16 protein-coding genes are annotated in these 20377 nt (G+C 70.8%); 3 read left to right on the top strand and 13 right to left on the bottom strand.

Features of this window, described 5'->3' with window-relative positions:
* Positions 1-25: 25 nt before the first annotated feature.
* On the top strand, positions 26-3403 hold the full coding sequence (locus tag SY2F82_RS28065; protein WP_200421942.1) for a sialidase family protein: 3378 nt from the start codon (positions 26-28) through the stop codon (positions 3401-3403).
* 172 nt (positions 3404-3575) lie between these two features.
* Here the strand turns inward: SY2F82_RS28065 and aspA are convergent, their stop codons facing one another.
* The 13 genes from aspA to solA form a co-directional block, all read right to left on the bottom strand.
* Positions 3576-5003: an aspartate ammonia-lyase gene (gene aspA / locus SY2F82_RS28070; RefSeq protein ID WP_200421943.1), complete on the bottom strand. Its 1428-nt coding sequence runs from the start codon at positions 5001-5003 to the stop codon at positions 3576-3578.
* 226 nt (positions 5004-5229) lie between these two features.
* Positions 5230-6513: an FAD-binding oxidoreductase gene (locus SY2F82_RS28075; RefSeq protein ID WP_200421944.1), complete on the bottom strand. Its 1284-nt coding sequence runs from the start codon at positions 6511-6513 to the stop codon at positions 5230-5232.
* A gap of 50 nt (positions 6514-6563) precedes the next feature.
* Positions 6564-7235: a haloacid dehalogenase type II gene (locus SY2F82_RS28080; protein WP_200421945.1), complete on the bottom strand. Its 672-nt coding sequence runs from the start codon at positions 7233-7235 to the stop codon at positions 6564-6566.
* Positions 7236-7281: 46 nt separating this feature from the next.
* Complete coding sequence (locus tag SY2F82_RS28085) at positions 7282-8220, bottom strand: aldo/keto reductase (protein ID WP_200421946.1); 939 nt, start codon at positions 8218-8220, stop codon at positions 7282-7284.
* The gene (locus tag SY2F82_RS28090) at positions 8217-9677 is read right to left on the bottom strand and encodes an aldehyde dehydrogenase (RefSeq protein ID WP_200421947.1); all 1461 of its coding nucleotides are present in this window, start codon (positions 9675-9677) and stop codon (positions 8217-8219) included. Before SY2F82_RS28090 ends, SY2F82_RS28085 begins: the two co-directional genes overlap by 4 nt.
* Positions 9674-10648, bottom strand: coding sequence for a succinylglutamate desuccinylase/aspartoacylase family protein (locus SY2F82_RS28095; RefSeq protein ID WP_236041838.1), 975 nt, complete (start codon positions 10646-10648; stop codon positions 9674-9676). The genes SY2F82_RS28090 and SY2F82_RS28095 overlap by 4 nt, the downstream gene beginning before the upstream one ends.
* Before the next feature lie 15 nt (positions 10649-10663).
* Entirely contained in the window at positions 10664-12055 is a 1392-nt protein-coding gene (locus SY2F82_RS28100; RefSeq protein WP_200421948.1) for an aminotransferase class III-fold pyridoxal phosphate-dependent enzyme, read from the bottom strand.
* Complete coding sequence (locus SY2F82_RS28105; protein WP_200421949.1) at positions 12052-12921, bottom strand: ABC transporter permease; 870 nt, start codon at positions 12919-12921, stop codon at positions 12052-12054. The genes SY2F82_RS28100 and SY2F82_RS28105 overlap by 4 nt, the downstream gene beginning before the upstream one ends.
* Positions 12918-13838, bottom strand: coding sequence for an ABC transporter permease (locus SY2F82_RS28110; RefSeq protein WP_236041839.1), 921 nt, complete (start codon positions 13836-13838; stop codon positions 12918-12920). Before SY2F82_RS28110 ends, SY2F82_RS28105 begins: the two co-directional genes overlap by 4 nt.
* A gap of 5 nt (positions 13839-13843) precedes the next feature.
* Positions 13844-14983: an ABC transporter ATP-binding protein gene (locus SY2F82_RS28115; RefSeq protein ID WP_200421950.1), complete on the bottom strand. Its 1140-nt coding sequence runs from the start codon at positions 14981-14983 to the stop codon at positions 13844-13846.
* On the bottom strand, positions 14976-16082 hold the full coding sequence (locus tag SY2F82_RS28120; protein WP_200421951.1) for an ABC transporter substrate-binding protein: 1107 nt from the start codon (positions 16080-16082) through the stop codon (positions 14976-14978). Before SY2F82_RS28120 ends, SY2F82_RS28115 begins: the two co-directional genes overlap by 8 nt.
* 72 nt (positions 16083-16154) lie before the next feature.
* On the bottom strand, positions 16155-17216 hold the full coding sequence (locus SY2F82_RS28125) for a succinylglutamate desuccinylase/aspartoacylase family protein (protein ID WP_236041840.1): 1062 nt from the start codon (positions 17214-17216) through the stop codon (positions 16155-16157).
* 2 nt (positions 17217-17218) lie between these two features.
* On the bottom strand, positions 17219-18355 hold the full coding sequence (gene solA, locus SY2F82_RS28130) for an N-methyl-L-tryptophan oxidase (RefSeq protein WP_200421953.1): 1137 nt from the start codon (positions 18353-18355) through the stop codon (positions 17219-17221).
* Between the two features lie 279 nt (positions 18356-18634).
* Here solA and SY2F82_RS28135 point away from each other — a divergent pair, with 279 nt between their 5' ends.
* Positions 18635-19381: an IclR family transcriptional regulator gene (locus SY2F82_RS28135; RefSeq protein ID WP_200422150.1), complete on the top strand. Its 747-nt coding sequence runs from the start codon at positions 18635-18637 to the stop codon at positions 19379-19381.
* A gap of 247 nt (positions 19382-19628) precedes the next feature.
* A complete protein-coding gene (locus tag SY2F82_RS28140; protein WP_200422151.1) occupies positions 19629-20372 on the top strand; it encodes an IclR family transcriptional regulator in 744 nt (247 codons plus the stop codon).
* Positions 20373-20377: the final 5 nt, after the last annotated feature.

Here is a 20377-nt window from a genome sequence, read left to right on the forward strand (position 1 = left end):
CCGCACCAGAAAGGTCTGCACCGCCGTGTCCCGGCTACGCCTACGCGCCCTCGGCGCCGCCCTCGTCACCCTGCCCCTGATCCTCCTCGGAGCCGTCGCTCCACCCGCCGCCGCCGGAGGTACCCAGCCGTCGGCCGACGGCCTCATCGGGACCGAACAGATCCTGTTCCGCTCCGGAACCGCCGGATACGGCTGTTTCCGCATCCCCACGATCGTCCGTACGAAGGCGGGCACACTGCTCGCCTTCGCCGAGGCCCGCCGCTCGCCCTCCTGCGCCGACCGGGGTGCCATCGACATCGTCGTCCGTCGGTCCACCAACGGCGGCCGCACCTGGGGCCCCATCCGCGTGGCGCTCGCCGGCAGCGACACCGATCCGGAGACGCCCTACACACGCGGCAACCCCTCACCCGTCGCCGACCTGCGTACCGGCGACGTCCACCTGCTCTCCACGTCGGAACCGGCCGAGCCGGGCGGCAAACGGCTGCCTCGAGTCCAGCGCAGCACGGACGACGGGCTGACCTTCGGCGCACCGAAACCGCTGCCGCGGCTGGCGGACCCGCAGGACGGCTGGTTCGGCACCGGCCCCTCGCACGGTATCCAGCTCAAGCGCGGCGACAAGGCAGGCCGGCTGGTGGTGGGGGCGTACGAGTCCCCACCACGGCCCGGTCAGGACCCCCAACTCGTCGGTGTGCTCTACAGCGACGACGGCGACGAGTGGTTCGCGAGCGCCACGGCCGACTCCGCCGGGCCCGGGATGGAGCCGGGCGAGCCCACCGTCGCCGAACTCGACAACGGGAACGTCTACATCAACGCCCGCAACAACAACGGCTCCTCGTCCGGGCACCGTACGCACGCCGTCAGCACCGACTCGGGCGCGACCGTGCCCGCGCAGCAGGTCGTGCCCTCGCTGACCACGCCCGAGGTGCAGGCGTCGGTCCTGGCGCTGGAGCAGACCTACCGGGCCACGCCCGGCGACACGCTCGTCCTCTCGGCGCCCTCGCACCCGACGGACCGCCAGAACATGCGGATCCGCTACTCCACCGACCGCGGCACCACCTGGCACGACGCCGCGCAGATCAACGCCAAGCGGGCCGGGTACTCGGACCTGGTCGAGCTGACCGACGGCGAGATCGGCCTGGTCTACGAGGGCGGCGACGGCTTCTCCGCGGCCAACATCTACTTCAACCGCTTCACCCCGGCGGCGGCCGGCGTGCCGGGTACCTTCACCGGCGCGGTGCACCCGCAGGCCTCCCGGGCCGCGGGCCGCACCACCCCGGACAGCACGCCGAACGCGAACGACGCCTATCTCACCGGGAGTTCGACGCTCGCGGGCGGCCGCTGGGGCCAGGGGCTGGCCCTCGACGCCACCGGTGAGTACGCCGACGTGCCGTACGCGCCGGGAATCGACCCGGGCGACGGCGACTTCACCTACTCGCTGTTCTTCAGGTACAAGGCGCAGCCCGGTGAGACCCAGCAGAGGGTACTGCTGTGGGCCTACGGGTACGGCGCGACGAAACCGCAGGTGTGGGTGCGTGCCCAGCCCGGCCAGAACCGGCTGTACGCCTGGGTGCAGGGCACCGGCGGCACCGCCTCCGTCGCACTGACCGACCCCGGTCCGTCGACCGCCTTCGGCGACGACGCCTGGCACCATCTGACGCTGGTGCGCAACGGCGGACGGATCACGCTCTCGGTCGACGGCACGTCCTCGGCGCAGGCCGGCGGGGTGGCCGGGTCGGTCAGCGCGGACCGCGTCGATGGTGTCGACGGTATCCGGCTCGGGGCCAAGCCCGACACCGCGGCCGGTGACCCCTTCACCGGCGGCCTGGACGAGTTCCGTGTGTACCGCAGCGCGTTGACGGATGCCCAGCTCGCCGAGTTGCGTACGGCGAACGCGGCCCCTTCCGTGGACGGTTCGCTCGGTGTGCGGCTGCCGTTCCAGGTGGTCGACACGGCCGATGTGCCCGCGCTGGCCTCGGTCGCGATCGAGGACGACGTCTCGGGGCACTGCGCCGACGGCACCCTTCTCGGCGGGGTGCCCGGTGAGGTGGCCGGCCGGATCGGCAAGGGCGCGATCTCGGTCTCGGCGTCCCGGCCTGGCGTCGAGGTCCCCTATCTGCCGGCCCTCGACGTCGGCTCCGGCGACTTCACCTACGCCCTGTGGTTCCGGCACACCCTGACCGAGACCGACGCGAACGCCGCGCTGTTGTGGGCCTACGGCTCGGTCTCCGGCGCGCCCTCGCTGTGGGTGCGCGCGCAGCCGTCCCAGAGGCGGCTGCTCGCGTGGGCCGAGACGCCCGCGGGTGCGGTGCAGGTGGCGCTGACCGACCCCGGACCGTCGGCCGCCTTCGGGGACGGCGCCTGGCACCTGCTCGCGGTGAGCCGGAGCAGTGGCACCCTGCGACTGAGCGTGGACGGGACCACGGCCGCCGAGACGACCGGACTGTCCGGCGCGCTCACCTCCGCGGCGACACCGGAGGGACTGCGGGTCGGCTCCAAGCCGGGCAACCTGGATGTGTTCACCGGCTCCCTGGACGAGGCCCGGCTCTACAAGCGGGCGCTGACGACGGACGAGCTGACGAGGATCGCGCAGTCCGCCGTCGGCTCCGGGGGCGGCTACCCGGCCGACAGGCCCGCCCTGTCGTGGTCGATGGAGAACGGCCACACCGAGGCACACCAGGTGGTCAGACCGGCCGCGGGCCCGGCGACCCCCGATTCGTCGGTGCACTGCAACCACGCCTTCGTACGGGGCGGAGCCCGGCCCGCGACCTCGGCGGGCGGCGGCCGGTTCGGCGCCGGGCTCGCGCTGGACGGCACGGACGACTCGGTCGAGGTGCCGTACGGCGCGGACGAGGCCCTCGGCTCCCGTGACTTCACCGTGGCGACCTGGATGCGCTACTCGGCGAGCCAGACGAGCGCCAACCAGGTCGTCCTCTGGGCGTACGGCATCGGCAGCACCGATCGGCAGCTGTGGCTGCGGGCCCAGCCGGGCCAGGACCGGCTCGCCGCCGTGCTGCAGACGGACACGGGCACCACCACCGTCTACGCCGCCGACGGCAGCGCGGCCTACGCCTTCGGTGACGGCGCCTGGCACCATGTGGTGCTCGAGCGCACGAACGGAAAGCTCAGCCTGTCGGTGGACGGTGGAACGCCCGGCGAGGCCGCGGCTCCGGTCGGCTCGGTGACGTACGAGGACGGCTTCGCCGTGCTCGGTCTCCATCTGGGGGCCAGGCCGGACGGCTACGACCGGTTCAAGGGCTCCCTGGACGAGTTCCGCCTGGTGCGGCGCGCGCTGACGGCGGATGAACTGACCGCCCTGCGCACGTCCAACACGGACACCGGGACCGCCACCACCGTCCGGCTCTCCTTCGAGACGCTGTCGCCTCAGCCGTACGCCCGGATGTGAGCCGGATCCGCCGGACCTTCTCAGGAATGCGCAATCGCCGCCGGTCGAGCGGGCGAGGCCCGCTCGACCGGCGGCGGGGCACTGGGTTCACAGCCTCAGCCCGCGGCTGATCGCGAAGTACCTCCACGGTCGCCTGGGACGTGGCAGCGCCCGGCAAGCCGCACTGTGCCGGTCACGGGAGGCGCGTTTTGGCCAGTACCCGGCTCCTTCCGGCCACGACCTCGGGCCGCAGCAGGTCGGCGAGCGTCTCGGCCGGCAACAGACCTCGTTCCAGGACGAGTTCAGCGACTCCGCAGCCGGTGGCGAGGGCCTCCTTGGCGATCTCGGTGGCGGCCGCGTACCCGATGTGCGGGTTGAGGGCGGTGACCAGGCCGATGGAGTTCTCCACGCTCGCGCGCAGCGCCTCGGTGTTGGCGGTGATGCCGGAGACGCAGCGCCCGGCGAGGGTGAGGCAGGCGCGCTCCAGGTGCGTGATGCTCTCGGAGAGGGAGTGCAGGATGATCGGCTCGAAGGCGTTGAGCTGGAGCTGGCCGGCCTCGGCGGCCATCGTGATGGTGACGTCGTTGCCGATCACCTCGAAGGCGACCTGGTTGACGACCTCCGGGATCACCGGGTTCACCTTGCCCGGCATGATGCTCGAACCGGCCTGCACGGGCGGCAGGTTGATCTCGTTCAGCCCCGCGCGCGGCCCGGAGGACAGCAGGCGCAGGTCGTTGCAACTCTTGGACAGCTTGACCGCGATCCGCTTGAGCACGCCGGACATCTGCACGAAGGCGCCACAGTCCTGAGTGGCCTCGACCAGGTTGGCCGCGGTCACCAGCGGCAGATCGGTGATCTCCGAGAGGTGGCGCCGCGCGGACTCGGCGTATCCCGCTGGAGCGTTGAGCCCGGTGCCGATCGCCGTGGCACCGAGGTTGATCTCGTGGATCAGCTCCACCGCCTCGGCGAGTCGGCCGCGGTCCTCCTCGATCATGACCGCGTATGCGGAGAACTCCTGGCCCAGCGTCATGGGCACCGCGTCCTGCAGCTGGGTGCGGCCCATTTTGAGGATGTCGCGGAACTCGACCGCCTTGGCGGCGAAGGCGTCCTGGAGCACGGACATGGCCCTGAGCAGACCGTGCACCGCGCACACCGTCGCGATCTTGACGGCGGTCGGGTAGACGTCGTTGGTGGACTGGCCGAGGTTGACGTCCTCGTTGGGGTGCAGGTGCCGGTACTCACCCTTCCGGTGGCCCAACAGCTCCAGGGCCCGGTTGGCGATCACCTCGTTGGCGTTCATGTTCGTCGACGTGCCGGCACCGCCCTGGAGCACGTCGACGACGAACTGGTCGTGCAGCTTGCCGTCGCGGATCTCCCGGCAGGCCGCGACGATGGCGGCCGCCTTCCTCGGTTGCAGCAGGCCCAGTTCCTCGTTGGCGAGGGCGGCGGCCTCCTTGACGGCGGCCAGGGCGTCGATCAGGTGCGGGTAGGCGGAGATCAGCGTCCCGGTGATGGGGAAGTTCTCCGTGGCGCGCAGGGTGTGGATGCCCCAGTACGCCTCGGCGGGCAGGTCCCGGTCGCCGAGCAGGTCGTGCTCGCTGCGGGTGGCTTCGGCGGTCATGGCGGTGCGGGCCTTCTCTCGGAGCAGGTTCAGGCGTGGGGTACGTGGGTGCGGCAAGCAGCGAAACCGGGGGGAGAGATGTGGAGACCGAGGACCACACCGCAGCCGACGGCCATCGGTCGCCCCGGCGGGCGTCCCCCGGGGAGAGAGGCGGTGAGGAACTGCGGGGACGTCCCACGACCGCTTCCCGGAAAGTCCCCGCAGTGTCACCGCCGTCGGCGTCGGCTCAGAGCAGCTTGTCCTTCGCCTTGTAGTAGGCGCCGCCGAACGGCAGGAACCAGGCGGTGCCGTTGTAGAAGGGGACAGGGACCTTCGGGAAGCCGAAACCGCGCAGCGGGTTGGCCTCGGGCTTGCCGTCCATCATCTCGGCGACCGCGCGGCCCATGTACGTGGCCATCTGGACGCCGTGACCGCAGTAACCCATGGAGTAGTACAGGCCGTTCACCTCGCCCGCGTGCGGAACGCGGTCCCAGGAGAAGCCGACCATGCCGCCCCACACGTAGTCGATGCGCACCCCGGCCAGCTGCGGGAAGATCTCGGTCATCTCCCGCTTCAGGATGTCTCCGCTCTTGATGTCGGAGGCGGGGTTGGAGGGGGCGAAGCGGGCCCGGCCGCCGAAGGCGAGGCGGTTGTCCGGCGTGAGGCGGACGTAGTGGCCGACGTTCTTGTGAGCGACCAACAGACGGCCGTTCGGGATGAGCTCCTTGGCGCGCGCCTCCCCCAGCGGCTCGGTGACGATGATGAAGCTGCCGACGTTGATCAGCCGCTTGCGGAACCACGGCATCGACTTGTCGGTGTAGGCGTCCGTCGCCGCCATGACCTGCTTGGCACGGACGGTGCCGTGCAGGGTCTCCACCAGGAAGCCGCCGCCCGGCAGGCGGGTGAGACCGGTGGCGGCGTTGCGCTCGTGGATCTCGGCGCCGGCCCGCTCGGCGGCCTCGGCCAGGCCGCCGACGAACTTGCCCACGTGCAGGCCCGCGCTGAGCGGGTCGAGCAGGGCGCCGTGGTAGTAGTCCGAGCCGAGCTCGGCTCGCAGTTCGCCCTTGCTCAGGACGACCGTCTCGTGGCCGAAGTTCTCGGCCAGGTCGCGCTGCTTGGCCCGCAGGCCCTCGAAGTGCTGGGGCTTGCAGACCAGGCCGAGGCGCCCGGAGCGGTTGAAGTCGCAGTCGATCTGCTCCGTCTTCGTGAGGCCCTCGACGACGTCGACCGCCTCGCGGAAGGCGTTGTACAGCTCGAGGGCGCGCTCCTGGCCGTAGCGCTTGCGGGCCTCGGCGGGACTGATGGTGATGCCCTGGGTGCACATGCTGCCGTTGCGCCCGGAGGCGCCCGAACCGACCTTGTCCTTCTCGACGAGGACGACCCGGGCACCCTTGCGGGCGGTGTGGTAGGCGGTGGACAGCCCGGTGAGGCCGCCGCCGATCACCACCACGTCCGCCTCGTCGGGCAGGTCCTTTCCGGATCGGTCGGGCAGGGTGGGGGCTGTGTCCAGCCAGTAGGGGATCTGCTTCATGGCGTGCGTCCTGTCGTGTTCTCTGTCCTGTGTCGCCGTTCGGCCGTCGCTCAGCAGCCGAGAAGCTTCGGCAGGCCCGACAGGTCGGGCAGCTCGTCGTAGGGCTGGTAGTCGGCGCTGCCGGGGCGGCCGTAGCGGTTGATCCACACCCGGCGCTTCAGACCGAGGTCGCGGGTCGGGATGTGGTCGTACTCCCAGCCCTGGGCGGTGTGGATGACCTGCGAGGGCTCGACGCCCATGGTCCTGAACGCGTGCTTGAAGGTCTGCCGGTCCGGCTTGTAGGCGCCGGCCTGCTGGGCGGTGATGACGTAGTCGAACTCGACGCCGATGTTCTTGACGTTCCGCGCGATCAGGTTGTCGTCGCTGTTGGAGATGATGGCGATCTCGTACTTGGTCTTCAGCGCGCGCAGGGCCTCCGGGACCTCCGGGAAGGGGCCGAAGGTGGGGACGGCGTCGACGAGGGCCTCGCCGTCGGACTCGCGGTACTCCAGGCCGTGCAGACGCATGGCGTTCTTCAGGCTGGAGGGCAGGATCTCGTGGTAGGGACGGTAGGCCTCCAGGACGGCCTGGAAGCGCATGACGCGGAAGTCGTCGAGGAACTCGTCGACGTCCAGGTTGTCCAGGTCCAGGCGGCCGGAGTCGCCGAGGATCTTCAGGGTGGTGGGGCCGAGCTGGAAGTCGATCAGGGTGCCGTAGGCGTCGAAGGTGACGATCTCTCGCATGGTGTTCAGCCTCGATTCACAGTGTCAGCAAGGGGAGGTGGTGGCTTCAGACGACGCGTTCGCCGGGGGTGACGATCGCGTCGAGTGCGGCCAGATCGGCCGTGTCGGGGATCCAGTCGGCCGCCGCCGCGTTGGCGGTGACCTGCTGGGGGGTCATGGCGCCGCAGATGACGGAGCCGACGGCGGGCAGGGCCGCCAGTCCGCCCACGGCGACCTGGAGGAGGGACAGGCCGCGTTCGGCGCCGTACGCGGTGAGCGCCTCCACGCGGTCGAGCGCGGCGTCGGTGAGCCAGCCCTGCCGCCAGGACAGGCGGCTGCCGGGCGGGGGAGCCTCGCCGCGGCGGTACTTGCCGCTGAGCAGGCCGTTGGCCAGCGGGTAGTACGGGAGGAGACCGACGCCGTGGCGCAGGCAGGCGGGGATCAGGTCGTTCTCCGCGCTGCGGTCGAGCAGGTGGTAGCGGGCCTGGGTGGACACGAAGGCGCCGGTGAGCTCCTCGGCCGGCAGGTTGGAGCAGCCGATGTACCCGACCTTGCCCTCGTCGACCAGTTCCAGCAGGGCGGCGATCGTCTCCTCCAGCGGGGTGACGCCGTCCGGCTCGTGGTACTGGTACAGGTCGATCCGTTCGGTGCCGAGCCGGCGCAGGGACGCCTCGACGGCGTACCGGATGTAGGGGCGGGCGCCCCGCCGGCCGTACAGGTCGGCCTCGCGCCCCATCTCCATGCCGAACTTGGTGGCCAGGACGACATCGTCCCTGCGCCCCTTCAAGGCGGCACCCAGGAGCCGTTCGCCGTCGCCGCGCGAGCCGCCCCGTTCGCCGGACCCGCCGTACATGTCGGCGGTGTCGAACAGGGTGATCCCGGCGTCGAGGGCCGCGTGGACGACCGCCTTGGTGCCCTCCTCGTCGAGGCGGGAGCCGAAGTTGTTGCCTCCGAGGCCGACGACGGAGACGGTCGGTCCACGTTCGCCCAGGGTGCGGTACCTCATGACCGGCTCCCGAACCCGATGCAGACGTTCTTGGTCTGCGTGTAGCTCGCCAGGGCCTCCAAGCCCTTCTCCCGGCCCCAGCCGCTGTGCTTGTAGCCGCCGAAGGGCAGCTCGACCCCGGTGCCGACGCCGGTGGCGTTGACCGAGACCTGGCCTGCCCGGATGCCCTCGGCCAGGCGCATCGCCTTGTCGATGTCGCGGGTCCAGACGTAGGAGGACAGGCCGTAGGGGCTGTCGTTGGCCATTTCCAGGGCCTCTTCGGCGTCGTCGAACTCGATGACCGTGACGACGGGGCCGAAGATCTCCTCCCGGGCGCAACGGGCCTGGTTGGTGAGGCCGGTGAGGACCGTCGGCTGGACGTAGTACCCGTCAGCCAGTTCGGGGTCGGACGGGGCGCCCCCGCCGACGCGGACCGTCGCGCCCTCCTGCCGTGCCAGGTCCAGGTAGCCGAGCACCCGGTCGCGCTGCCGGGCGGCGACGAGCGGACCGATGTCCGGGTCGGTGAGGCCGGGGCCGACGCGCAGGGCGGCGACCTTCTCGACGAGCCGGTCGAGGAACTCCTCGGCGCCGCGCTGCAGGAGCAGCCGGGTACCGGCCGAGCACATCTGTCCGGCGTTGCTGAACGAGGCGCCCATGATCGCCTTCAGTGCCAGGTCGTAGTCGGCGTCGGCGAAGACGATGAACGGCGACTTGCCACCCAGTTCGGTGACGGAGGGCACCACGTTGGCGGCGGCGGCCTGGGCGACCTTGATCCCGGTGGGCACCGAGCCGGTGAAGGTGACCTGGTCGATGTCCGGGTGGCCGGCGAGGGCCGCGCCGGTCTCGCCGTCGCCGGGGACGACGTTCAGCACGCCCGGTGGGAGACCGCACTCCAGGGCGATCCTGCCGATCTCCAGCGGGGTGAGGGGCGCCTCCGGGGACGGCTTGAGCACCACCGTGCAGCCTGCCGCCAGTGCCGGGGCAGAGCCCCGAGCGGTGTTCTGGAGCGGGTAGTTGAACGGGATGATCTGGCCGGAGACACCGATCGGCTCGCGGACGGTGTAGTCGATCAGACCGGGGCCGAGCGGGATCGTCGTGCCGCCGAGCTTGTCCGCGACCCCCGCGTAGAACTCGAAGTAGCGGGCGGCGGCCTCGACATCGGCCTTCGCCTGGCCGAGCGGCTTGCCGACGTCCTGGCTCTCCAGGCGGGCCAGCCGTTCGCCCTGGTAGCGGATGGCCTCGGCGATCCGGTACAGGATCCGGCCCCGGTCGGCAGCGCGCATCCGGGCCCACTGGGGTGCCGTGAACGCCGCGCGGGCGGCGGCCACCGCCCGGTCCACGTCGGCCGGACCGGCCAGCGCCACCTGGGCGATGGCCGTCCCGTGGGACGGGTCGAGGACGGTGAAGGAGCGACCGTCGGCGGCGGGGGCCTGCTTGCCGTCGATCAGCAGCTCGGTCAGTTCGAGTGCGCCCGTCATGGCCGGATCTCCCCCAGCACCTCGCCGAAGATGACGACCTCGTCGCCGGGGCGCACCGTGCGGATCCGACGCACCCAGAGCACGATGCCGTCCTGCGGGGCGCTGACCTCTTCCAGCGTGTTGCCGTAGTGGTCGGTGATGGTCGCGATCAGATCGCCTTCCTTGCAGGTCTCCCCCGGCTCGGCGCGGGCGACGAAGAAGCCGCCGGCGGCGGAGCGGGCGAAGGTGCCGGAGACGGTTGTGTAGGTGTCCCGCAGCTCGGCCTCGCCGTCGATCATGCCGAGGCTGCGCAGGATGTTGCGGATCGAGTTCATGTGGTGCCCGACGTTGGTCTCGCGGTACGTGGCGCCACCGCACTCGATGGTGATGGCCGGCTTGCCGGCCGCGAGAACGGGGTGGCGGACCGTGCCGCCCCACTTGCCGCCCTTCCAGACCAGCTCGTGCCCGGCGGCCAGGGCCAGGTCCGTCGCCAGGTCCTCGTAGCCGCCCTGGAGGATGACCAGCGGGGCGATCTCGCCGTAGGCGCCGCCGGTGTGCAGGTCGACCACGGCGTCGACGGCGGGGACCACCTGCTCGACGAAGGTGGCGGCCAGACGCTGCGAGTACGAGCCCTCCGCGTCACCCGGGAAGATGCGGTTGAGGTTGAGGTGGTCGATGCCGCTCGCGCGGGCGGCCGCCTCGAACGCCGGGGTGTTCATGCAGGGGATGCCGACGACGGTGCCCCGCAAGGTGCCCGTGTCGATCTCGGCGAGGACGCGCCGGATGGCCTCCTGGCCGTCGTACTCGTCGCCGTGCACGCCCGCGTCCACGCACAGGACCGGGCCGTCCTGGGCGCCGTTGACGACGATCAGCGGAATGCCGAGGTCCACGCCGTAGGTGCTGGTGCCGACCGGGATGAGGCCCTGGGCGCGCTCGCCCGGGGCGACGGTCAGCGGACCGATGGAGTACATGTCGTTCCTTTCAGAAAGCATGTGCGAAAGCAGATGTCAGAGGCGGGCGGACGCCTCGGCGAGGGTCTCCGCAAGGGTGTCGGCGATACGGTCGAGAAGGGCGCGGTCGCTGATGAGCGGGGGCGCGATCTGGACCAGCGGCGCGGAGCGGTTGTAGACGCGGGCCAGGAGCCCGGCCTCGCGCAGCCGGCGCGGGATCAGGTCGGCGATCAGGTCGGTCCGAGCGCTGTCGCTGAAGCCGCCGTCGTCGAGGTCGCCGACGAGTTCGCAGGCGTAGAAGAAGCCGGCGCCCCGGACGTCACCGACGATTCCGAGGTCCGCAAGGGAGGCCATCCGTCGCGCCAAGTGGTCCTGGAGGCCAAGGACGTTGTCCAGGATCCGGTCCCGCTCCATGATCTCCAGGCTGCGCAGGGCGATGGCCGCGCTCAGCGGGTGCCCGGCGAAGGTGTAGCCGTGGTTGAGGACCGCGCCGGGCTGGTTGATGACCTCGACGACGCGGTGGCTGACCAGGGTTGCCCCCATGGGCGCGTAGCCGGCGGTGATGCCCTTGGCGACGGTGACGATGTCCGGACGGGCGCCGTACCGGTCGCCGCCGAACCACTCCCCCAGCCGCCCGAACGCGGTGATGACCTCGTCGGCGACGAGCAGGAAGCCGTAGCGGTCCGCCAGGGCGCGGAGTCCCTGCCAGTAACCGGTCGGCGGGGTGATGCAGCCTCCGCGGTTCTGCACCGGCTCGGCGATGAGCATCGCGATCGTCTCCGGGCCCTCGGCCAGGATCGCGGCCTCCAGCTCGGCGAGCAGGTGGGAGGTGTAGGTCGCGTCGTCGGTGTACTCGGGAGCGAGGCCGAAGCGGTTGGTGTTGGACACGAACCGCGTCTCGATGGCACCGGGGCCGTACGGCTCGCGCAGCCCGGGGTCGTCGGTGAGCGACAGGGCGCCGATGGTCAGCCCGTGGTAGGCGCCGCGCCGGGCGATGGCCTTCACCCGCCCCGCTTCGCCCCGCAGGGCGTGGTACCGGCGGGCGATCTTCCAGGCGGTCTCGACGGCCTCGGCGCCGCCGCCGGAAAAGAAGGTGTGCTCAATGTCGACGGGCGCGATCCGGGACAGCCGTTCGGCGAGCTCGATCGCCGCCGGGTGGGCGGAGGCGGACCACAGTGGGCTGAAGCACAGCTCGCGCAGTTGCTTGTCCGCCGCCTCGGCGAACTCGCGGGCGTAGGTGTGGCCGAGCTGGCAGCAGTACAGGCCGGAGAGGCCGTCGATGTAGCGCCTGCCGTCGGCGTCGTCGACGTACGGCCCTTCGCCGCGCCGGACGACGAAGAGATTCTCGCCGTCCGGCCCGAGCGAGCCGTTCGGGGTCATGTTGAGGAGCAGGTGTCTGGCCGCGGTGGCGGACATCTCCCCGGCGGGGGTGCGGGTGCTGGTGGTCATGACGCGGTCTCACTTCCGGCGGGCAGGCCCACACCGGGCTCGGTCGGCAGCAGGCCGTCCTGCTGTCCGGAGCCGCTGAGCCTGCGCACCACGGCGACCAGGGCGAGGGCGACGACGGCGATCCCGATGAGGATCGCGCTGACGGCCGTCACCGACGGGTCGACGTCGTACTGGAGGACGTTGAACACCTGGACCGGCAGGGTCACGGTGTCGACGGAGGACAGGAACTGCGCGATGAAGAACTCGTCGAAGCTGGTGATGAAGGAGAAGATCGCGGCGGCGACCAATCCGGGCATGGCCAGCGGGAAGGTGATGCGCCGCGCGACGGTGAGGCGACTCGCGCCCATACTGGCGGCCGCGTCCTCGAGGCGTTCGTCGATGCCCTTCAGCGTGGCCATGAGGATCATCACCGCGATCGGTGAGGCGAGCACGGTGTGGCCGAGGGCGATGGCGATCGGGCTGCCGAGCATCGAGGCCGGTTCGAAGAGCAGGAACAGGCCGAGCGCCATGACGACCTGGGGGATCACCAGCGGGGCCAGGACCAGGCCGTAGACCGCCGTCCTCAGCGGCAGCTCGCTGCGGACCAGGGCCGTGGCCGCCGTCAGGCCCAGGAGGAGGGAGAAGACAGTGGTCAGGCAGGCCACCAGAACGCTGAGCGACAGCGCGGCCGGCCACTTGCTGCCGTCGGCGAACAGCACCTTGTACCAGTCGAGCGTCCAGGAGGACGGCGGGAAGGAGCCGAAGGCGTCCTTGCCGAAGGAGGTGACGACGATGACGACGATCGGCAGCACCAGGAAGAGCAGGATCAGCGTGGACAGCACCGTGAGAGTGATGCGTCCGGCCAGGGTGGAGCGCAGCTCGGTCATGACCGCGCACCTCGGTTCCGGTACGCCTCGCCCGCCGATTTCAGCAGCCTGAGCAGCAGCAGTCCGGCGAAGGTGAGCAGCAGCAGGATGATGCCGAGCGCCGAGGCCCCGTTCCACTGGTCCTGCTTCATGACCTGGGTGTCGATGAGGGAGGCGACCATGGTCTGCTTCGGACCGCCCATGAGGGCGGGCGTGATGTAGTAGCCGAGGCAGAGGATGAAGCACAGCACGCCCGCGTTGATCAGGCCGGGAGCGACCAGCGGCACGTAGACCCGGCGGAAGATGGTGATCCGGCCGGCGCCCATGCTGGCCGCGGCGGCCATCAGCCGGCGGTCGATCCCCTTCATGACCGCGTACAGCAGCAGCACGGTGTACGGCAGCATCACGGAGGTGGTGCCGATGACGACTCCCAGCTCGTTGTAGAGCAGCTGGAAAGGGGCGCCGGGGACATGAAGTGCGGTCAGAGCATTGTTCACGACGCCGTGTTCACCGAGCAGGATGATCCAGCCGTAGGTGCGCACGAGAGCGCTGATGAAGTGCGGGACGACCACGATGACCATCACCAGCCCCGCCCACAGGGGCTTGAGCCGGGACACCGCGGCAGCCAGGACGAAGCCGACGACCAGGCTGAGCAGCGAGGTCTCGGCGGAGATCCGCAGGGTGGTGAGGAGGATCTCCAGGTTGGCGCCCTGGAAGACGTCGGTGTACCAGTGGAGGGTGAAACCTCCGCTCTCGCCCTTGAGGCTCAGCATCAGCGTGCTGAAGATCGGGTAGACGAAGAGGATCAGCAGGTAGAGGACCACGGGTGCGGCGTTGAGCAGGCTGAAGCGGGTGCGGCGGTCGGACAGCGCGCGGCCCAGTCGTTTCCTGCGGGGCACCGGGGCGATGGAGCCCGGTGCCGGAGCGAGTACGGCCACCGTCCTCACCCCCCGTCTTCCGTGTCGGCGAACACGCTGACGTTCGAGGGGTCCGCGGCGAGGTCCACGCGCTCGCCGAGGGCCGGGGCGCGACCGGCGGGCAGTTCCAGCCGTACGAGGTCGGTCTCCTCGCCACCGAGGGGCCGTACGGTGACCCGCACGAGGGTGCCGACGTAGGTGACCGTCTCGACGGTCCCGGTACAGAAGCCGGCGCCTGCGGGACACAGGAAGAGCCGGCCGGGCTGGACCGCCGCGCGCACCCGTGCGCCGCCCGGGGCGGTCTGCGGGCGGGCCTTGAGCAGGCCGCCGGTGTCGAGGCGTACGAGCACATGGTCGGTGGTCTGTTCCTCGACGCGGCCGGGGAGGAAGTTCGCCGCGCCGAGGAAGTCGGCGACGAAGGGGGTGCGGGGGCGCTCGAAGAGCTCCTGCGGGGTGTCGAACTGGTCGATCCGCCCGTCCCGCATGACCGCGATGCGGTCGGAGAGGACGAGGGCCTCTTCCTGGTCGTGCGTCACATAGATGACGGTGAGGCCGAGTTCCTGCTGGATGCGCTTGATCTCGGTCTGGAGCTGGTCGCGCAGCTTCTTGTCGAGGGCACCGAGCGGCTCGTCCATGAGGATCACCGGGGGCCGGTAGACCAGGGCCCGGCACAACGCGACGCGCTGCTGCTGGCCACCGGACAGCTCACGCGGCCGGCGGCGGGCCATCTTCGACAGCCCGGCCATCTCCAGCGTCTCGCCGACCCGGCGGCGCTGCTCCGCCTTCGGCACACCGCGCAGTTGCAGCGGGAAGGCGACGTTCTCCCACACCGTCATGTGCGGGAAGAGCAGGTACTGCTGGAAGACGAAGCCCAGGCCGCGCTTCTGCGGGGCCAGGCGGGTCACGTCGTTGCCGCCGACGACGATGCTGCCGGAGTCCGGCTCGCAGAACCCGGCAATCATCATCAGGGTGGTGGTCTTGCCGGAGCCGGAGGACCCCAGGAAGGTGACGAACTCACCCGCCGCGATCTCCATGGAGACCTCGTCGACGGCCGTCACTCCCCCGTACGTCTTGCGAAGTCGCGTCACGGACAGGGGCTTGCCGCTGCCGGCCAGCGCCGTGGTGGCGGCCGGCGACAGCTCGGGCATCACGTGGGTCTCAGGCATGCGTCCACTCCTGCCAGCGCTTGGCCACCACGTCGTCGTTCTCGGCCCACCACTCGACGTCCATGTCGAAACCGGTCTTCAGGTGTTCCGGGGAACTGCCCAGGTTCGCGGCGATGGCCGGGGAAAGCTTCTTGTAGGCGGCGGGAACCGACGGGGCCATCGGGTACAGCTCGGCGTACGCCGCCTGCACCTCGGGGCGCAGCGCGAAGTCGATGAGCTGGTATGCGGCGTCCAGGTTGGCGGCGCCCTTGGGGATGCCGAAGGCGTTGCTCTGCCTGCGGGCGCCGTTCCACTGGTAGGCGAGCGGCGAACCCTGCTTGATGAGGGCGTCGAGGCGGCCGTGCCAGACGTCCGAGGCGACGACCTCCTTGCGGCCGAGCAGGACGCCGGGGAGGGCTCCGGTGTCCCAGTACTTCTTGATCGATCCCTTGATGTGGTCCAGGGACTTGAAGGCGCGGTCCAGGTCCAGGGGGTACAGCTTGTCCAGCGGCACCCCGTCGGCGAGCAGGGCGAACTCCAGCACGGGCCGGTCCGCGTCCAGGCCCTGGAGGGCACGGTCGCCAGGGAACGCCTTTACGTCCCAGAAGTCGGCCCAGGAGGAGGGTTTCTTCCCGCCCCAGACGTCGGTGCGGTACGCCATGACGCTGGCCCAGTAGTTCTTGCCGATGGCGTTGGGGGTGATCAGGGTCTTGGCGATGCCGGCGTTCTTGAAGTTCTTCAGCCGGTCGTAGTCCAGGTCCTCGGTGGCGCCCTCCTTCTTGAAGCGCAAGAAGTCGGACATGGAGTCGTCGATGACGTCGAACTGCGGGCGGCCCTGCTGGATCTGGGCGAGCATCTGCGCGTACTGGATGTTCACCACCTCGATCCGGATACCGGTCTCCTTGGTGAACGGCTCGTAGATCGCCTTCTGGTTGGCGTCGCCGTACGTGCCGCCGCTGTCGCGGACGACCAGCGTCTTGGAGTTCTTGCCACCGCCGGCGGCGACGGACCGGCTGGTGCCGGTGCCGCAGCCGCTGAGGGCGCTCGCGGCGGCGACACCCGCCGTGACCCCGCCTATTCCGCGCAGGAACAGTCTGCGGTCGATCCGGGCATCTTTCATCGTGTGCCTCCTGATGGGCTGGCCGAGGGGAGCGGCCGGGGGAACGTGGGTAGGGGGCGGCTGGGAGGGTGTCTAGGGGCGGTGATCCGTCTCGTCGGGTGCGGCGCCCAGGCCGGGGGTCCGTAGGGTGTCGTGTCGCCGGGCCGTGTCGGGGTTCCACGGGACGGCCAGGGCGGCCAGCTCGTCGCCTTGGGTGACGGTGAGGCCGTGCATGGCGTAGAAGATCCGCCCGTCGGCCGGGGCGTGGACCGTGTGCTCACGGCCGTCGGCCGGGTCGACGATGCGGCCCAGGAGGTCGCCCTCCGCGACTTCGTCGATGACGTCGGCGTCGAAGGAGAACTCCGGGTACCACAGGCCGGTGGCCTCGGCGGTGACTCCGGCGGACCAGACCCACTCCCGGACCGGCGTCGGGTCGGAGTCGTCCGGGTCCAGCACGCCCAGGTGGCGTAGTGCCCGGAGCAGGCCGTCGACGCGGCGGCGGGCCGTGGCGCCGTCACGCTGTCCGAGCTCGCCCACCTCGACGAGGACCGCCGAGATGCCCCGGCGGGCGGCGGCCGCGTGGCTGTTGCCGCCCTCGGCCTTCAGGCCGAGGATGACGTCCTCGACACCGAAGGACCCGGCCAGTTCGGCCGTCGCCTTGTCGAGGTCCGGGTCGCCGGTGAGGCGGTAGCCGACGAAGTCCCGCAGAACCTGGTCGATGCCGCCGCAGTGCAGGTCGACGTAGACGTCGGCGCCGTCGACGAGGTGGGCGAAGAGCCAGGCGGCCAGGCGCTCGGTGGGGCCGCCGCCGGGGTCGCCGGGGAAGACGCGGTTGATGTTCACGCCGTCGACCGGGGAGACGTTGAGCCGCCCCTGGTACACGGCGGGAGGGTTGGCCACCGGACAGACGATCACCTGTCCGCGCACGTCGCCGGGTTCCAGTAGGGCCGTCAGGCGCGCGGCGGCGTCGATGGGCGTGAACTCGCCGCCGTGCACACCCGCGGTGATGACGACCCGGGGGCCGGGGCGGGTGCCGTTGACCAGGGTCAGCGGGATGTCCACGGTGAGGGTGCCGAGGTCGGCCCGGACGGTGCCGCGGGCCTTGGTGCCGGGCCGGGCATCGAGGGAGCCGACGGAGAGGGTGGTGTTGTTCATGGTCATGCCTCCGTGCGGCCGACGGTGGAGATGAAGTCGACGGGCTGCGGCGAGGCGCCGTCCAGGGCGAGGTCGGCCGCGATGTCTCCGAAGGCGGGCGAGAGCTTGAAGCCGTGGCCGGAGAAGCCGGCGAGCAGGATCACGTTCTCGGCGCCGGGGAGTGGGCCGACCAGTGGACGGCTGCTCTCGGTGTAGCCCTCCATGTAGACGGAGAGGCGGGTCGGATCCGGGTGCAGATCCGGCATGTGACGGCCGATCAACTCGCTGAAGATCTCCAGCTCCTCCGGCTGCACCGTCCGGTCCAGCTGGTTGGGGTCGCCCGCAAGCCGGTGCAGGGCGCGGGAGAGACCGAGCTTGACGGAGATGCCGTCCGGGGACGGCAGGCCGTAGCAGTGCGTGGGTGCCGTACGGATGAAGGCGGGGCGCTCCTCGCCGAACCAGGCGTCGGTGGTGGGCACGTACCAGGCGCTGACGAGGCGGCGGACCTCCACGTCCCACGGCAGGTCGGGCAACAGGTCGTTGACCCAGGGACCGGGGGTGACGACGGCGGTGTCGAAGCGTTCGCTGCCGGCGTCGGTGCGGACCTCGACACCGTTCGCGACGGGGACGATCTCCCGGACGGTGGTGTAGCGGTGGATCACGGCGCCCAGCTGCTGGGCGCGGCGGGCGGCGGTCTGGATGGTCAGCTCGGGGCGGATGAAGCCCGCGCGGCGGTCGAGCACGGCCGCGTCGCCGTCCTCGATCCGGTACTGCGGGAAGCGCTTGGCGAGCGACTCGGCGTCGAGCACCTCGTGGTCGAGGTCGTGCTCCGCGATGGACTCCAGGACGGTGGCCATCTGATGGTGCTCCGTCGGGCCCATGAGCAGACACCCGGTCAGGCGGCGCAGCTCGCGGCCGGTGTCCTGCTGGAGCTGCTGCCAAAGGGCGTCGGCGTGCTTGAGCAGCGGGACGTAGCGGGAGTCCTCGAAGTGGGCGCTGCGGAAGATCCGGGTCTCGCCGCCTGCGGCGCTGCGGTCGTGGCCCGGGGCGAACCGGTCGTAGCCGACGACCTCGGCGCCGCGGGCCGCCAGCCGCCAGGCGGCCTGGCTGCCCATCGTTCCGACGCCGACGACGGCGACACGCTTCCTGGCAGCTGACACAGGACTTTCCTTTCGTATCGCCGGGGCGCATGCTGGCCCCCCGACGTGAGGCTGTTCGATTCGAGGTGGTTTGGACGGGAGCCGGGCCTTTCGGAAGCCCGTGCCTCGCACCGTCGCGTCTCGGAGTTCCGGCTCACATCGTCGGGATCTCCGGCGAGCCATGCCACATTGTGGAACGCTGTGCTAGAATCTGGCACAGAGAATGGCAGTGGCCCAGAGGGGAGTCAAGAGGGTGTCCAGCAGTAATTTCGAGGATTAACAGGGGGAAACCGGATGGAAATGAAGAGCGTCACCAGGTCACTGCGGATCCTGGAGGCGGTCGCCCAGCATCAGCCGGTCACCGTCGGGGAGTTGACGAAGCTCTTCGGACTTCCGAAGTCGACGGTGCAGCGCACCCTGGTCACGCTCAACGAGGCGGGGTGGCTCCGGGCGAACCGCAGGGACACCACCCGCTGGGAGATCGGCGCCCGTGTCCTCGCCGTACGGCCCGCCGCCCTCCAGGGATCCAGCCTGTTCGCCGCCGCCCGCGAGCCCATGATCCGGCTCCGCGACGCGCTGAACGAGACCATCCACCTCTCCGTACCCGACGCACTCCAGTGCATGGTCGTGGTGGACCGCGTGGACTGCGACCACGCCGTACGGACCTTCCACGCCATCGGCGCCACCTCACCCCTGCACGCCACCGCCGCCGGGCGTGCCGTCCTCGCCCACCTTCCGAAGCAGGACATCGAGGAACTCATCGCCCGGGGGCTGGAGCGCTTCAGCGACACGACCCCCGCCGACCCCGACGAGCTGCGCGCCGAGCTGGACCGGGTCCGCGCGGACGGCTACGCGGTCAACCGGAACCAGTACCGGCCGGGCGTCTGCGCCCTCGCCGCGCCCGTGCTCGACGAGAGCGGCACACCGCTGGCCGCCGTGGCCATCTCGATGCCCGATTCCCGGTACGCCGCCGACCGGGTGCCCGAGTGGGGTCGCCTCGTCTCCGACGCGGTCACGGAGATCACCGGACGCCTGACGGGCGCCTGAGCGGAAGGGCAGGGTCCGACAGCCTTCCCGCATCCGACAGCCTTCCGCCGGCCAGGGTCGGCTCGCACGCGCCGGCGTGGGGGCCGACCCTGGGCACTGCCCACGGCAAGCCCAGCCCTGTGCGCAACCCATGCCATATTGTGGAACAGCGTGCTAGAATCCGGCACGATCATGCCTGCGACTCCGGAAGGGGGTCAAGAGGGTGAGCACCACGAAGCCGCGCAACTGACGGGGGCACCGCATGGAGATGAAGAGCGTCACCAGGTCGCTACGCATCCTGGAGGCGGTCGCCAAGCACCAGCCCGTGACCGTGGGAGAGCTGACGAAGCTGTTCGGCCTGCCCAAATCGACCGTGCAGCGCACCCTGGTCACGCTCAACGAGGCGGGGTGGCTCCGGGCGAACCGCAGGGACACCACCCGCTGGGAGATCGGCGCCCGTGTCCTCGCCGTACGGCCCGCCGCCCTCCAGGGATCCAGCCTGTTCGCCGCCGCCCGCGAGCCCATGATCCGGCTCCGCGACGCGCTGAACGAGACCATCCACCTCTCCGTGCCCGACGCCCTGCAGGGCATGGTCGTGGTGGACCGCGTGGACTGCGACCACGCGGTACGGACCTTCCACGCCATCGGCGACACCTCACCCCTGCACGCCACGGCCACCGGCCACGCGGTTCTCGCCCACCTTCCGAAGTCCGAGGTCGACGAGTTCACGGCGGGCACGCTCGAGGGTTACGGCGAGGAGACCATCACCGACCCGGTGGAGCTGCGCGCGGAACTCCGCCGGGTGAAAGACCGGGGATACGCCGTCAACCACAACCAGTACCTCCAGGGGGTCTGTGCCATCGCGGCCCCTGTCCTGGACGGCGACGGCGTACCCCTGGCCGCCGTGGCCGTCTCCCTGCCCGACGCCCGCTTCGAACCCGGCCGACTGGCAGAGCTGGGCCGTCTGGTGACCGAGACCGCGGCGGAAATCACCGCCCGCCACCTGCGCTGAGAACG

Source organism: Streptomyces sp. Y2F8-2, from assembly GCF_014905555.1.
In the GTDB taxonomy this organism is placed as follows: Bacteria; Actinomycetota; Actinomycetes; order Streptomycetales; family Streptomycetaceae; genus Streptomyces; species Streptomyces cynarae.